General features: G+C 39.4%; 17 protein-coding genes. 12 read left to right on the plus strand and 5 right to left on the minus strand.

Features of this window, described 5'->3' with window-relative positions:
* Nucleotides 1-24 precede the first annotated feature (24 nt).
* From CH364_RS03925 to sppA, 3 genes are read right to left on the minus strand one after another with little or no spacing between them, the layout of a single operon-like run.
* Complete coding sequence (locus tag CH364_RS03925; protein ID WP_207762206.1) at nt 25-750, minus strand: hypothetical protein; 726 nt, start codon at nt 748-750, stop codon at nt 25-27.
* Complete coding sequence (locus CH364_RS03930; RefSeq protein ID WP_100742297.1) at nt 719-2,146, minus strand: MBOAT family O-acyltransferase; 1,428 nt, start codon at nt 2,144-2,146, stop codon at nt 719-721. The genes CH364_RS03925 and CH364_RS03930 overlap by 32 nt, the downstream gene beginning before the upstream one ends.
* 19 nt (nt 2,147-2,165) lie before the next feature.
* Nucleotides 2,166-3,164, minus strand: coding sequence for a signal peptide peptidase SppA (gene sppA, locus CH364_RS03935; protein WP_165779475.1), 999 nt, complete (start codon nt 3,162-3,164; stop codon nt 2,166-2,168).
* A gap of 55 nt (nt 3,165-3,219) precedes the next feature.
* On the opposite strand from sppA, the gene CH364_RS03940 reads away from it, so the two are divergent.
* Nucleotides 3,220-4,116, plus strand: a complete 897-nt coding sequence (locus CH364_RS03940) for an aldose 1-epimerase (RefSeq protein WP_100742299.1) — start codon at nt 3,220-3,222, stop codon at nt 4,114-4,116.
* A gap of 56 nt (nt 4,117-4,172) precedes the next feature.
* Nucleotides 4,173-4,382 (plus strand): hypothetical protein, encoded by a 210-nt coding sequence (locus CH364_RS03945; RefSeq protein ID WP_004787737.1) that lies wholly within the window; start codon nt 4,173-4,175, stop codon nt 4,380-4,382.
* Here the strand turns inward: CH364_RS03945 and CH364_RS03950 are convergent.
* Entirely contained in the window at nt 4,333-5,181 is an 849-nt protein-coding gene (locus tag CH364_RS03950; protein ID WP_100742300.1) for a hypothetical protein, read from the minus strand. The two genes, CH364_RS03945 and CH364_RS03950, sit on opposite strands and share 50 nt — an antisense overlap.
* A 34-nt stretch (nt 5,182-5,215) precedes the next feature.
* Between CH364_RS03950 and CH364_RS03955 the strand changes: the two genes are divergently transcribed.
* The 5 genes from CH364_RS03955 to CH364_RS03975 all read left to right on the plus strand — a co-directional run bounded on the left by CH364_RS03955 (nt 5,216) and on the right by CH364_RS03975 (nt 9,255).
* Nucleotides 5,216-5,980: an LOG family protein gene (locus CH364_RS03955; RefSeq protein WP_100742301.1), complete on the plus strand. Its 765-nt coding sequence runs from the start codon at nt 5,216-5,218 to the stop codon at nt 5,978-5,980.
* A gap of 18 nt (nt 5,981-5,998) precedes the next feature.
* Nucleotides 5,999-6,283 carry a 50S ribosomal protein L28 gene (rpmB, locus tag CH364_RS03960; RefSeq protein WP_100742302.1) on the plus strand — a complete coding sequence of 95 codons (285 nt, stop codon included), beginning with the start codon at nt 5,999-6,001 and terminating at the stop codon, nt 6,281-6,283.
* A gap of 23 nt (nt 6,284-6,306) precedes the next feature.
* Complete coding sequence (gene nth / locus CH364_RS03965) at nt 6,307-6,948, plus strand: endonuclease III (protein ID WP_100742303.1); 642 nt, start codon at nt 6,307-6,309, stop codon at nt 6,946-6,948.
* 802 nt (nt 6,949-7,750) lie between these two features.
* The gene (locus CH364_RS03970) at nt 7,751-8,659 is read left to right on the plus strand and encodes a UbiA-like polyprenyltransferase (RefSeq protein WP_100742305.1); all 909 of its coding nucleotides are present in this window, start codon (nt 7,751-7,753) and stop codon (nt 8,657-8,659) included.
* The gene (locus CH364_RS03975) at nt 8,659-9,255 is read left to right on the plus strand and encodes a UbiX family flavin prenyltransferase (RefSeq protein ID WP_100742306.1); all 597 of its coding nucleotides are present in this window, start codon (nt 8,659-8,661) and stop codon (nt 9,253-9,255) included. Before CH364_RS03970 ends, CH364_RS03975 begins: the two co-directional genes overlap by 1 nt.
* Here CH364_RS03975 and CH364_RS03980 read toward each other — a convergent pair.
* Nucleotides 9,239-9,652 carry an acyl-CoA thioesterase gene (locus tag CH364_RS03980; RefSeq protein ID WP_100742307.1) on the minus strand — a complete coding sequence of 138 codons (414 nt, stop codon included), beginning with the start codon at nt 9,650-9,652 and terminating at the stop codon, nt 9,239-9,241. The genes CH364_RS03975 and CH364_RS03980 overlap by 17 nt on opposite strands.
* A 66-nt stretch (nt 9,653-9,718) precedes the next feature.
* Here CH364_RS03980 and pyrB point away from each other — a divergent pair, with 66 nt between their 5' ends.
* The 5 genes from pyrB to CH364_RS04005 are packed head-to-tail and all read left to right on the plus strand — an operon-like array spanning nt 9,719 to nt 13,908.
* The gene (gene pyrB / locus CH364_RS03985; protein WP_100742308.1) at nt 9,719-10,651 is read left to right on the plus strand and encodes an aspartate carbamoyltransferase; all 933 of its coding nucleotides are present in this window, start codon (nt 9,719-9,721) and stop codon (nt 10,649-10,651) included.
* Entirely contained in the window at nt 10,644-11,012 is a 369-nt protein-coding gene (locus tag CH364_RS03990; RefSeq protein WP_100742309.1) for a DUF2203 domain-containing protein, read from the plus strand. Before pyrB ends, CH364_RS03990 begins: the two co-directional genes overlap by 8 nt.
* On the plus strand, nt 10,996-12,222 hold the full coding sequence (locus CH364_RS03995) for an LL-diaminopimelate aminotransferase (protein ID WP_100742310.1): 1,227 nt from the start codon (nt 10,996-10,998) through the stop codon (nt 12,220-12,222). Before CH364_RS03990 ends, CH364_RS03995 begins: the two co-directional genes overlap by 17 nt.
* 53 nt (nt 12,223-12,275) lie before the next feature.
* Nucleotides 12,276-13,268: an adhesin OmpL37 family surface protein gene (locus CH364_RS04000; RefSeq protein WP_100742311.1), complete on the plus strand. Its 993-nt coding sequence runs from the start codon at nt 12,276-12,278 to the stop codon at nt 13,266-13,268.
* A 1-nt stretch (nt 13,269) separates the two neighbouring features.
* Nucleotides 13,270-13,908 (plus strand): hypothetical protein, encoded by a 639-nt coding sequence (locus tag CH364_RS04005; RefSeq protein ID WP_100742312.1) that lies wholly within the window; start codon nt 13,270-13,272, stop codon nt 13,906-13,908.
* Nucleotides 13,909-13,935 lie beyond the last annotated feature (27 nt).

The raw sequence follows: 13,935 nt of genomic DNA on the forward strand, positions 1-13,935 counted from the left end.
ACCCTTTTTTGATTCTTCTTCGAATCAATCCAACTTCACGTGGTTGTACACGTGGGGTTGGAATTCTTTTTTCCCATATTTTAACTTAGCCTTTTCGAACAAACTAGACTTTGTGTAGGGAAGGTCTGATTCCCAAGCAATGCCAAAATCTGCTTCGTTGTATCCCGATTCATATTGTAAGGGGTAAAGAGATTTCCCATCAAAATAATACAACAACCGATGTTCCGATTTCCGAATGGATTTAGTCGGTTGAGGCTTACACGGAAACAAAGAGAGCCAATCTTTTCCCTGTGGAATGGATTTGGTGTTTTGCTTCGAATTACATTCTATTTCGGAGATTGAAGTTGTTGTTAATAAAACCCATTCTCCTGATTTTTCAAAAGTTCCCATCCCTTCTTTCTGGTGAAATTCTGAATGATCTTCGTAAACCTTCCACTCGCTCCATGTTTTCAAAAACTGAGAGTTTGGTTTGAGTTGGATTTCCTCCTTCCAGTGTAAATGGAACTGTTTTGAGTTATACGGTGATTTTTTTTCCGTTGGTCGGAGGTATATACCAAGAGGAATATTTTTGTCTTTGGGAAAATCGGGAGGTAGTTTTCTGATCCAATCTATCTTCGGAGCACATTGGAGAGGAAAGAACAAAAAACAAACGAAAAGAAATAAGGAAAACCTTCCTTCCGTTCGTTTGTTCCCTTCTCTACTTTTTTGAAGTAAGGATTTAAAACTGGAAATAAATAAAATCTTGTCCACCGTCTCCAAAGATTCCGAGTAAAAGCAGAATGACTACTGATAGAATGGGAAGGAGGATATTTTGGTAAGGTTTTAATTTTTCATAAACAAAGTTTGAATATTGGAACCAATTAAACATCAGTCCCAAAGCAATGAAAGTGGGAAGTTCATCCACACGACTTAAAGTTTCGCCAGTATTGCGGAATGTCAAAACACCTTTAAAGATCTCGTAAGCCACATTCATCGATTCTTCACCACGCGCGGCAGCTCGAAAGAAAACTCCTGAAAAGGTAAAGATGATAAAGATCACGATAGTTCGGATCACTCCCACAAAAGGGATTGTATCGGGAAGGAATTTCTTTTTCCCACGACCTAAATACAATGATCTTTCAATCCATATGAGAGCTCCCAAATAGGCACCCCAAAACACAAAGGCCCAATTGGCCCCATGCCATAACCCTCCGAGACACATCGTGATGAATGAGTTTACGTTGGAACGAAAGATAGAACCTTTACTGCCACCCAGTGGAATGTAAATATAATCACGCAACCAGGAAGAAAGTGTGATATGCCATCTCGACCAGAGTTCTCGAAATGATTGAGAAAAAAATGGTCCTTGGAAGTTTTCGGGAATTTCATACCCAAGCAAATTTGCGGAACCACGTGCCATATCAGTGTATCCAGAAAAGTCACAATACACTTGTATTGCGAAGGCAAGGACACTGAAAAAAATCGAAAAACTATCGAATTTTGAAGGATCCATGTAAATTGGTGAGATGATAGGAGCTATGTTCTCTGCAATGATCACTTTTTTGAAAAGTCCGCCAATGATCAGAAACAAACCTTTTTTCATTCTATCAGAATCAATGGTCGGATGATCAAGTTGCGGAAGAAAATCTTGAGACCTCATGATTGGTCCTGCAATCAGTTGGGGGAAAAATAAAATGAATAAAAAATAGTCCACTGCGGACATTCTTTTTTCAATGATTCCTCGGTGGATGTCCACTTGCACTGCAATGATTTGAAATGTGTAAAAACTAATCGCTAGAGGTAAAAAAATACTCCAAGATCCTGAAATTTCTTTGAATGCGGGATAACCAGTCAAAGAAAATAAAGAACCTGTAATGAAATAGAAATACTTAAAAAAACCTAAATTGATTAGGTTTATTGTTACAATGGCAAAGAGTAAATGGTTATGTTTTTCCCCTTTGTCTTTTTTACGAAAAATCCATTCGCTAAATCCATAGTTGACTAAAATCACCAAGAGGAAATGAAACAGAAAAGGAAAACTGAAATACGCATAAAAAATAAGGGAAGAAATTACAAGTAATGGTTTTCTTCCTTTTTGTGGGATATTCCAGTAAATTAAATAAGTGAAAGCAAAAAGAATTAAATAGGGAATAGAATTAAATAACATTGATTAGTTTGCCTTGAAATTATAGATCCCAAAGATAAAGAAATTTTGCATTGGTTCCCGTTCCTAAAATCTTATCAGCAATACCGAATGAAAACGGATTTTTATTTATTTCTGTAGCTTGGTAAATGTTATCAACTCGGCCTTTGCCTCTTTGATAAGTAATCACCCTTGGATCACCTCGGCGATTTCCTTGGAATTTTGGGTGTTGCATAATTTGGTAAACGAAGTCATCAAAGTATCCGATGAAATCTACCATCCCTTCTTTTTTTGCTTGTTCTGCAGTGAAGATCCTTCCATCGCAAATTTCTTTAAGGCGAGTTTCTGTTACGTTTGGTCTCCCTTTTTTGACTACTTCAAAAAATCGGCCATACAAACTATCAATAATCGATTGTAAGATTTTTCTTTGTTCTGGAGTCATTTCGGTCATTGGGGAACCAAGTGCTTTGTTTGGACCAGATGTAAATGACTGATCTTTGACACCAATTTTATCCAAACCTTCTTTTACATTGAATCCGGACATGATGACTCCAACAGAACCTGTAACAGTTGTTGGGTGAGCACCAATTGCGTCTGTAGCCATTGCTATGTAATAGGCACCGCTAGCTGCTGTATCCATAAATCCTGCAAAAACCGGAATGGATTTTCTGTTCTTAAATTTTAAGACTTCTTGGTAAATGATATCACTAGCTGTGACGGTTCCGCCCGGTGAGTTGATTTTTAAGATCACTGCTTTGACGTCAGGATCACGTTCTGCGTATTTTAAGGATTCTTTGATCCTAGCTACCATTGATTCTGTTGGGGGACCAAAAAAAGAATCTTTGGAATCATCGGTAATCATTCCTTCGATGGAAATGATGACGATTTTTTCTTGATCTCTTCCGGCTATGAGTTTCTCTTCGAAATCAGCCTTGCCACTTTGCGGAAACAGGTTCATACTGTTTCCAATGACACAAGATTCGGTAAAGAGAACCGAAAGCAGAACGACGCAAACGAAAAGAAAAGGCTTTCTTGAAGGCATACAAACCTTTCTAAGATCGCAAACTATGACTTCAATCATTTTTGGGAGATAAATCTTGTACCAACTGAAAACAAAACAGTCTTGTTTTGAAATCCACCCAACCGGTGGTGGCCAATGGCTCGGTTTGCATCTTTTATCGCCAGTGGACGGAAAATCCGTATCTGTGGTATCAGGCCACAGGGCTCCTGATCCTTTTTTTGCTTCAGGTTCTTTTTTGATGTTTCCTTGGGTGAATCGACTAGAACCGAACCCTTGGGCCCGGGAACCATTTTATCCCAGTACCCACTGGCTGACTGATGGGAACGGGATCCCTCTGCATGGCCTCTACCACAATCTACCCAGGCATCTGGTGGTAGAAAAGATCAGTGATGGGGTTTCTTATGTGGAATTTGAAATGGAAATTCCTACAAGTTGGAAAGGAAGTTTGCTTTCCAAAATCAAAGTAAAAGAATGTTACCAATTGTTTCCATCGGAGTTAAAAATCATCTACCGATTGACCAACGAATCCGATACAGAATTTCCGTTTGCATTGGGAATTCATCCTTACTTTCGATGGAATGAGGATGAATCTATCGATGATCTTTTTTTAATTGGAAGTGGGTTTCATAAAGTGAAGTTAGGAGACTATCTTTTGCCTGAAAAAATCCAGAAAGAAGATGTGGTTTTGAATTCAGAAGAAACTCTTATGGGAAAAAACTTGGATGATTTATATGCATCCATTGATGGAAATAATTCTTATATTGGTCTTTTCTCTATGAATAAAAAAGAAAAACTCATCATCGAAGGGGGTGAGTTTTATCAGGTATATACTCCACAAGATCGAAGATCTATAGCGATAGAACCTATGACAGGCACTGGGAACTTTTTACATTTCCCTGGTGGTAATCCTAAAACGATTGCACCTAAGACGGAAAAAATGATCGAATTTCGCATTCGATTGGATCGTTTTTAAAAAAATATCATCTCTTTAACGAACAATCTGTCTAAGGTAGAGAGGTTAGTTCAACAATGTCAGATGCCCTAGTGAACACATGCAAACAAATCAGTAAAAATTTATTAGAGATTAAATATTTCGCTGAAAAGAAAAACACTAGCCGAACTTCTGTTTACCGAGCTTTGCAAGATAAAAAAATCAATGAAGTCGTGATTGGAAAAAACTCTCGTTTTATCATTTTGGATGATTCTGCGAAGAAGTGGAAACCTGGTAGACAGTCCTAAATTCTAATTCATTTTCAAAAAGATTTTCCTCCTTCCATTCTGATTGGATTTGGGGTTGGATCACATTCCATATTTCTTTAGGAATTTGGTTTCTGATCGTGTTCGGCAAAACAGAACGAAATCCAAAGTAAGGTAACAGATATTCGTCGGTTTCTTTTTCGAGTAAATATCCTAAAAAGCTGTAAAATACCTTACCAATCGTTTCATCAATATGTTTGTCTCGTGTTTTAACATACATTTCTGCAAACTTTGGATAAGGGTGTTTAAATTCTTTTTTGATCCATCGATATTGAATGGATTTTAGGTATCCCGTACGAAAGTAGATTTTTTTTTCTCCTGAGTTCACAATGGGAATGGAATGGGGAAGAGAATCTTCCTCTAATCTCAAATCCATTCGCAGTTTTGTGAATCCTAAATTCATCCAAACAATTGAAAGGGGAGTGTTCCAAAATTGATTCCATATAAATCCAAAACCATTTTGGATAGTTTTTCTTTTTTTTAAGAAAATAAAATCTCGTAAAATATCGGTTAGATTATCGAGTTTTTTTTGTGTATATCTATTTGGTGTGAGCCAGTGCTTAAGACTTTGCCAAAATGATAAACTTAAATTTAGATTGATACTTAACTTTGTTTTTCCTAATGCTTTTGGTTCAGTATTCCAATCCATCACAACCGCAGGACGAAAAAAGGAAAAGCCATCCTCCTCCCAGTCCAAACAGATTTGTTTCAATTGGGTCTCTGTCATAGGGAGATGTTCTAAAGAAATCGCAATCGGGAGTGTTTTTTGGATTTTCCGCATTTTTTATACCATTCGGTCGATCTATGATAACAAGATGAATGATTTAGCCTTTGAGAATCAAAGTTTTTTATGGGGAAATGAAGCCGGCCCCATCCGTATCCTTTCCGAATACCTTCACCCTAAGGCAGAATTCCAAGAACATGGAATCACCGATACAATTGTTGTATTTGGTTCTGCACGGATTCCTTCCCCGGAAACTCCCAAACAAAATCCTCCTTCACCCATTGAATCTTTAAGTCATTATTACAAAGAAGCCAGCGAATTTTCGCGATTGATTTCCGAATGGGCTGACTTGTTAAAAAAGGAAACTCCTACTAGAAACTTACATATTTGTACTGGTGGCGGACCTGGGATCATGGAAGCCGGGAATCGGGGAGCAAGAGAGGCGGGATCCAAATCGGTCGCCCTAAACATCGTACTCCCACATGAACAACATGTGAATCCTTATGTGGATCCAGAACTTGCTTTTGAATTTCATTATTTTTTTATGAGAAAACTTTGGTTTATGAAAACTTGTAGGGGAATGGTTGCCTTTCCTGGTGGGTTTGGAACCTTTGATGAACTTTTTGAAACCTTAACTTTGGTCCAAACAGGAAAAAAAACGAAAATCCCTATCCTTTTGTATGGGACGGAGTTTTGGACTCAGGTGATCAATTTCAAAAAACTGGCAGAGATGCGATTGATTTCGGAAGAAGATCTACAATTGTTTGGGTTTGCCGACACGCCCATCGATGCACTTCGATTCTTTCAGGAAAAGATTCGTTTCGAATTGACCCATTCTGAGGGTACAAAAACATAGCGAAACAAGGTAATAATTATGGCTAGAACATGTGTAGTAACCGGAAAAGGAACGACGGCAGGGAACAATGTATCCCATTCTCATAAAAAGAACCGCCGTATCTGGAAGGTGAATGTGATCACAAAGAAAATCTTTTTAGAAGACGAGAACCGTTGGGTTCGCGTTAAGATTTCTACACGTGCTTTGCGAACTCTTCGTAAAAAAGGTTTGAAAGTGGCAATTAAAGACCACGGCGGCGATATCACTGCCATCACTCCTAAAAAATACGTAGGAATCACTCCAAAAGCACAACCAGCAGCTTAAGTTTTTAAGACTGCCATTTTGGATTGAAACAATCCAGAAAAACACCAAAAATCACCGAAGTCTACCGCCTCCTTGAGGCGGAGTTCGGTGCCGTAGAAACTCCCCTTTTTTTTACTAAACCTTACGAATTGGCAATTGCTGTCATTCTCAGTGCACAGTGTACGGACGAACGAGTCAACACAGTCACACCAGAACTCTTCCGAACCTTTCCCACTCTTGAATCATTTGCCAAAGCGCCGCTTGCGGCCATAGAGAAAAAAATCTTTTCAACCGGGTTTTATAAAAACAAAGCCAAAAGCATCCAAGGTTTTGCTCGTATGGTTCTAGAAGAATTTGGTGGTGAAATTCCAAAGACTATGGAGGAGGCCATCCAACTTCCTGGGTTTGGAAGAAAAACTGCCAATGTGGTACTCGCTGAAATTTATGGAGTGGTGGAAGGTTTTGTCGTAGATACTCATGTAAAACGACTCACCAAACGATTGGGTTTCACAAAAAAAACTGACCCCGTTCAAATTGAACGGGAAATGATGAAAATTACCCCTAAGGAGATTTGCCGAAACCTATCTCTGTACCTAATATTTCTCGGTCGTAAGTACTGCCAGGCCCGCCGGACATTTTGTTCGGCTTGTCCACTTTCTGCCCTATGTCCTTCATTTTCGGAGTAGGTTTTTCTAATCCTTCTTCAGTTTCTGATTCCTTTCTTTGTTTCCAAGAACGATTTCTATCTGATAAATTAATCGATTCTAATTTATAATCCAAACGAATTAAGTTTCGTTTACGAAAGAATAAATTTAAAGTTCCAAGCCTACCATAGTCTTTTGGACATTCAATTTGGTGTACGTTCGATAAATATCGAAAACGAGAAAGTGGTTTCCCCTCGACAAGAAGGAAGAGAGGAATTTCAGGATGATTCTGCCAAGGGAGGAGTGGGATTTTGGTTTCGTCGTCGCTATTGACATAGACAATCCAACCATCATAGTCCTCAATATTTTTGACATCGATGAGCTCCTGGATAGAACCTAAACCAAGTTTGACGGGACCATGGTTCATTTCTCTGGGTTTCCCAAGAGTGAATCCATCAAATGGAAATTCCAATGGTTTATCTTTGGGAGTAAAAGGGTACAACATGTACCCTTTCCCACGTTTGAGGTCCAAATCCATTTTTTCTCTTTCGACAAATCCAAGTAGGGCACTGAGTCCCCCACGTCCTTCTTCATCCATTCTAGTAAAGAGTTCTTTCCCGCAGTGGAAAAAGATACGTAAAGGTCTGTCTTCTAGGCTTGGATGTGCGAAGGAAACGGTGGAGAGAAGAAAAATCCCGAATGTAACACTGCGAAACGGGTATCTTCCAAGAAAGGAAAGACGGATATTCATAATTTGGGACCTTGGTTCTAAGAACGGAAGAAATCGAATCTGAATGAACCAAAAAACCTTCAGTCTGTCTAATCTAAGGGCAGAAAGGATGCCATGAACTTCTTTAAAAATCTTATTCTTTACGCTAAAATGGTAAAATTTTCCCACACACTCTTTGCCTTGCCCTTCGCAGGGATTAGTTTCCTCCTGGCCTATCTTGAATCCACTCTAGATACCGGTGACTTACTTCGAATTGGAGCCCTTGTGCTTGTTTGTATGGTCACTGCGCGCAGTGCTGCCATGGGATTCAACCGGTATGTCGATTCGGAAATTGATGAAAAAAACCCAAGAACCCAAAATAGAGAAATCCCTTCTGGAAAAATTTCCAAACTTTCGGCTCTTCTCTTCATTGGGCTTTCCTCTTTTATTTTTATTTTTGCCAGTTTCTTTGTAAACAAACTGGCATTTTTACTCTCTTTTCCTGCTCTTTTTGTTTTATTCCTTTATTCACTCACCAAAAGATTCACCTTGTTTTGCCATTTGGTTTTGGGGTTTGCAATTTCCCTTGCCCCTCTTGGTGCTTGGATTGCCATCACAGAAACGGTGAACTTGGTTCCAATTTTATTTTCTTTGGGATTACTCTTTCATATCTCCGCCTTTGATGTGTTATATGCCATTCAGGATATGGATTTTGATGCCAAAGAAAATCTTCATAGCATTCCTTCTCGTTTAGGGGAAACCAAATCAAGGGCCATTGCTATCATTCTCCATGTTTTTTCCTTTTTATTTTTTATCTTTGCGGGAATTAGTGCCGGACTTGGACTTATGTATTTCCTTATCCTTTCGGTAATTGGAATTTTAGTTTTGTATGAACATAAAATTTCATACGAGTACAAATCTAAAGATTTACCGATTGTTTTTTATCAAATCAATTCATGGATTAGTGTGGTTTTATTCCTTGCGATTTTATTTGATAAGTGGAATGAGTTTTTATTAAAAATTTCTTCGGGTATTAGTTTCTAATGAAACTAGTAGTTGGCCTTGCCGGTGCTAGTGGAAGTATTTATGCTGCCCGGTTCCTTCGTGCTTTGTCTGAGATAGAAGGCGAAACCTACATCACAGCAAGTCCAGCTGCCTTACGTATTTTTTCCGAAGAGTATGAAACGAAGGTAGAGTCAGCAGAAGAGATTCTATCTTTTGTAGAATCAAAATGGAAACCTCAAACCAAACACAAGTTTCATATTCGTAATTTTTTCGATATTGGATCTGATATTGCCAGTGGTTCGAACACTTGGGATGCAATGGTTGTGATTCCCTGCAGTATGAAAACGGTGGCTTCGATGTCGCAAGGCCTCACAGAAAATCTAATTGAGAGAGCGGCTGATGTCACTTTGAAGGAAAGAAGAAGACTGATCGTTGTGCCAAGAGAAACTCCCTACAACCGCATCCATCTTAAAAATCTTCTTAGTTTGGATGAGGCTGGTGCCATCATTCTTCCTGCATCTCCTGGATTTTATCAAATGCCAAAAACATTAGATGACTTGGGAGATTTTATCGCCGGAAGGATCTTTGGTTTACTGGGCGTAAACCAAACTCTATTTCCTAAGTGGTTGGGGTAAAGTGCCGAAAGTAAGCCGTTGGTTTTCCATTGTCACCTAAACATACGTAGGTGATGTCACTTTCAATCACCGCAGACATTTTTCCAGTTTGTGGATTGTTCGTGATGGCCAAAGTGCGAGAGGTCACAGAAGATTTTCCATATTTTACAATTTTTCCGTAAATTTGGATGATGTCTCCGGCCCGAGCAGGGGAACGAAATACCACATTGTCCATACTCATGGTGACAATATTGGTATAACGAATTTTATTCATTACATACATTGCCATCCCTTCATCAATCCAAGAGAGCATTTTCCCCCCAAATAGATTATTATGGTAGTTCAAATCGTCTGGTTGGACCAGGTGTTGGGTGACCAGTTCCATATCTTGGAGTTTGTTCTGAATCGTATCGACCATAAATACCAAAAAATATGTTTTCGATTTATTCGATACCAAAAACCCTTGAGAAAAGATTTCCGAACTATGTACTCCTACTCCCACAAAAACATCTTAGACACCCTCCAATTTTCCAAAGAAGACTTGGATTTTTTAATCGAAAAAACAAACCGTATGAGTGTCCTTCACGAATCGGGGGAAGCGTTTGGAATTCTGAATGGAAAACTCCTTGCCTCCTTATTTTTTGAAGCAAGCACACGAACACGTATGTCATTTGAAGCAGCGATGGAGAGGCTTGGGGGAAGGCTCATCTCAACAGTGGGATTCCAGTTCTCTTCGATCTCAAAGGGCGAAACTCTTTATGATACCATGAAGATGATTGAAGCCTATGTGGACATAGCAGTCATCCGCCATCCTGTAGAAGGGTCATCTCGGATTGCAGCAGGGGCAGTGAACATTCCCGTCATCAATGCAGGAGATGGAGCGGGCCAACATCCCACACAGGCTCTTCTTGATTTATACACCATAGTTTCTGAGAAAGGAAAAATCGAAGGACTAAACATTGCCTTTATCGGAGATCTAAAATACGGAAGGACCATCCATTCCCTAATCAATCTTTTAAGACATTATCCAGTTCACTTATATCTCATTAGTCCTGAAGAATTAAAACTCCCTGAAAAGTACAAAAAGAACTTGGAAGGGTTTCCTATGACTTGGGAAGAAACCACAGACATCAAAGCATTTTGGGATGCTGATGTTGCTTATGTGACAAGGATCCAAGAAGAACGATTTCCAGATCACAGAGAATACGAAAAACTAAAAGATATTTATAAGGTGAACAAAGAACTAGTTCTTGCCTCCAAAAAAGACACAACCATCCTCCATCCACTCCCACGTGTGAATGAACTTTCTACGGATGTAGATGATTTACCGAATGCAGCTTACTTCCGTCAGGCGAAATATGGTGTGGTGGTCAGAATGGTTTTACTTTGTCTGAGTCTCGGAGTGGATTTTGACTAAAAAATTTTGGACACTCATTGAAGCAAGGGAGGTTCTCCCATTGGTTCGTGATATTACCCGCGAATATTATTTAAGAGCTAGTGTTCTTGCTGATGACATTCGGAATAAACCATTACCAGAAAATATTCTAGAAGCTAAAGAAGAAGAAATCAGTGAGATTGTAAAACATTGGACAAATGAAATTTTGGCAATGCAGATTGATGTGAAAGGATTGTGGTTGGTTGATTTTGACCATGGCACCGGGTTCTATTGTTGGACCTGGGGCGAAGAAGATGTGTTATACGAACACGGTTATTTTGAAGGATTTAGATCGAGAAAACTCATAGAGGAAAATAAAGAAGAAAATGACTCAGATAAATGAAAACTATTTAAAATTGAAAGCGGGATACCTATTTCCTGAAATCGGAAGAAGAGTGAAGGCTTATTCCGATGCCAACCAAAGTGCAAAAATCATCCGTCTTGGTATCGGTGATGTCACATTGCCACTCGCACCTACCATCGTGAATGCGATGGTCGATGCTGCGAAAGAAATGGGAAGTTCTGCGGGTTTTCATGGATATGGTCCAGAACAAGGTTACTCCTTTCTCATTCAAAAAATCATAACTCATGATTATACGGCTCGTGGCGTACAAATCGCAGAAGATGAAGTTTTTGTTTCTGATGGATCCAAATGTGACTGCGGGAACATCCAAGAAATCTTTTCTTTAGATAGTAAAATCGCCGTGGTGGATCCCGTGTATCCGGTGTATGTGGATACAAACGTAATGGCAGGTCGAACAGGAGAAGTGGGTGCAGACGGAAGATATGCGAATATCATTTATATGCCAGCAACGGAAGAAAACAATTTTGAACCAGATTTTCCAAAAGAAAAACCAGATATCATTTACCTTTGTTATCCGAATAACCCAACGGGAATGGTAGCAACAAAGGCTCGCCTTACCGAATGGGTGAACTTTGCTAAAAAAATTGGAAGTATCATCCTTTATGATTCGGCTTACGAATCTTTCATCCAAGATCCAGAAATTCCAAAATCCATTTATGAAATTCCTGGAGCCAAAGAAGTGGCTATGGAATTTAGATCCTTTTCCAAAACCGCAGGTTTTACAGGAACTCGTTGTGCCTACCTAGTGATTCCAAAAGACTTAAAAGGAAAAACAAAAGCAGGGGAAGAAATTAGTTTTAACTCTCTTTGGAACCGCCGCCATACAACCAAGTTCAATGGAGTGTCTTATGTGACACAAAAAGGAGCTGAGGCAGTTTTTTCCGCACAGGGCCAAGTGGAAATTAAGGAACAAATTTCCTACTATATGCAAAACGCAAAACTCATCCGAGAGGGTTTGGCTACAGCTGGATATACTGTATTTGGAGGCACGAACGCTCCTTACATTTGGTTAAAAACCCCACGCGGACTGAAATCTTGGGAATTTTTTGACGATCTTCTGGGAAAAGCACAAGTGGTTGGAACTCCTGGATCGGGATTTGGACCTGCCGGAGAAGGGTATTTCCGACTTTCAGCCTTTGGAAAGCGAGAAGATGTGATTTCTGCCATCGAACGAATCCAAAAAATGTAAAATTTAGTCCTGGTTTTTCCCGTAGCTCCGATATATAAAAACAAGGTAGAGCTATGGGAAAATGGAAATTCATCCTCTTTTTTGCAATGGTTGTGGGTCATATCTCACATATCAGCGCAGTATCACCAGAACAGACGAATCTGGGGATTTTAATCTTTGAAAACAAAGAAAACTTAAATTTTATCAACGTCGCTCTGAGTAATTTGGCTCCTTCGCAAGAAGAAACTCAAGCACCGGCGCAACCAGGAGCTGAAACTCCGGCTGTAGATCCTTCCAAAAAGAATTTGGATTTTGATTATTTCAAACTCTTAAAAGCAGCCAACCAATCTGACTTTAGTGGAAACATGTGGTATCTGCAAAGTAACTATGTGTATGGATTTCGCCAGCTCCGCCAAGCCCAAGGGGAATTAAAAAATATTTTTGAAATTGTACTTCAAAAGTATATCGAAGATGCAAGAGCACTCCTCGAAGCCGCAGCTCCTACCATCATTCGTTCCAATGACAATAACGCCAAAGCATTGTTACGTCTTGGTTTTCGTGACCTTCGTTCTTCTGAAGACCTTTATACAACTGGTCTTAATTCCAGCCCACACCAATACCGATACAAACTCACTTTATATAAAGAAGGGATTCTTACCTTACGTCGTGCGAAACGATTTGCTATCCTTGCAATGATTTATAGCAAAACGCCAGACGAGGACAAACCAGAATACCAATACCGTTCCAATGAAGATCTAAAAGATGCTCGTAACGAAGAAAAACAACGTAACTACGAAAAGGTGAGAGATACGATTATTAACTTCGTAGAAAATAAACGTATGGAAAGAACGGTTGTGCCCCCTGGCAATCCAGATGCAAAACCTCTGGATCTTTTAGAACAACATGATGACAACTACGGACTCATCACTTCTAAAAAATTAGACTTACTCATGGAAGCCAATGCTCAAATCAAAGAGACAGAAGGAGCAAGGCGTGAGTCAGTTCCTTCTACTCCGAAGTTTGATGAAAACGGGAAAGCTATCTACCCAGAAGAAAAGAAAAAATAAAATGAAGTGGATTTCAAGTGTTATCATCTTAAGTTTTACGTTGGGGCTTGTGGCAAAAACGACAATGTCCAACCGAGAGCGCAAAAAACAATTAGATGGAAAAATAGCACTTGTACTCGATATCAAAGAACAGTTGAAGTTGGAACCTGATACTGGGAAAACTTCAATTGAATCCATTCGTTCCCAAGTAGAAGAAACTTACCGTACAGGTAACCGAGTCGAAATTGAAAAAACACTTTCGATTGCGGAAGGGGACCTTCTTGTCACACAGCGAAAACTCTGTTTTCCCATGGAAGATTCGGCAAACGGACTCTACCAAAAAGCCATGGGACAATGGATCCTTCTCGAGGGAGAAGATAAAACTGGAACTCGAACTTTGGAGTGGGATACAAAAGAAAAAATCCAAAGATACCTTGTGATGGCAAAAAGTGAAAAAGACCATGCAAAAGAATACTTTTTGTCTGGGAACTACCAACTATCACTTCATACATACAAACGTTCGCTAGTTTACAGTCTTATGTCTTTACGATCGCAAAAAGCAGAGATCCCTGAAGAATACCAATCAGCGGACAATGTTTGGGTCCAACCAATTTGGCTGGGCCTTCATAAACAAAAGCAAACCTCAATCCAAGAAAACTAAAAATTTCGATTTTCACTGATACTAAAT

The sequence above is a fragment of the Leptospira harrisiae genome, assembly GCF_002811945.1.
Classification (GTDB): domain Bacteria; phylum Spirochaetota; class Leptospiria; order Leptospirales; family Leptospiraceae; genus Leptospira_A; species Leptospira_A harrisiae.

Excerpts from the sequence above, each read along its gene's own strand:
- CH364_RS03930 (WP_100742297.1), bottom strand. The coding sequence starts at position 2,146 with ATGTTATTTAATTCTATTCCCTATTTAATTCTTTTTGCTTTCACTTAT.
- sppA (WP_165779475.1), bottom strand. The coding sequence starts at position 3,164 with ATGCCTTCAAGAAAGCCTTTTCTTTTCGTTTGCGTCGTTCTGCTTTCG.
- CH364_RS03945 (WP_004787737.1), top strand. The coding sequence starts at position 4,173 with ATGTCAGATGCCCTAGTGAACACATGCAAACAAATCAGTAAAAATTTA.
- CH364_RS03950 (WP_100742300.1), bottom strand. The coding sequence starts at position 5,181 with ATGCGGAAAATCCAAAAAACACTCCCGATTGCGATTTCTTTAGAACAT.
- CH364_RS03955 (WP_100742301.1), top strand. The coding sequence starts at position 5,216 with ATGAATGATTTAGCCTTTGAGAATCAAAGTTTTTTATGGGGAAATGAA.
- rpmB (WP_100742302.1), top strand. The coding sequence starts at position 5,999 with ATGGCTAGAACATGTGTAGTAACCGGAAAAGGAACGACGGCAGGGAAC.
- CH364_RS03970 (WP_100742305.1), top strand. The coding sequence starts at position 7,751 with ATGAACTTCTTTAAAAATCTTATTCTTTACGCTAAAATGGTAAAATTT.
- CH364_RS03975 (WP_100742306.1), top strand. The coding sequence starts at position 8,659 with ATGAAACTAGTAGTTGGCCTTGCCGGTGCTAGTGGAAGTATTTATGCT.
- CH364_RS03980 (WP_100742307.1), bottom strand. The coding sequence starts at position 9,652 with ATGGTCGATACGATTCAGAACAAACTCCAAGATATGGAACTGGTCACC.
- pyrB (WP_100742308.1), top strand. The coding sequence starts at position 9,719 with ATGTACTCCTACTCCCACAAAAACATCTTAGACACCCTCCAATTTTCC.
- CH364_RS03995 (WP_100742310.1), top strand. The coding sequence starts at position 10,996 with ATGACTCAGATAAATGAAAACTATTTAAAATTGAAAGCGGGATACCTA.
- CH364_RS04000 (WP_100742311.1), top strand. The coding sequence starts at position 12,276 with ATGGGAAAATGGAAATTCATCCTCTTTTTTGCAATGGTTGTGGGTCAT.
- CH364_RS04005 (WP_100742312.1), top strand. The coding sequence starts at position 13,270 with ATGAAGTGGATTTCAAGTGTTATCATCTTAAGTTTTACGTTGGGGCTT.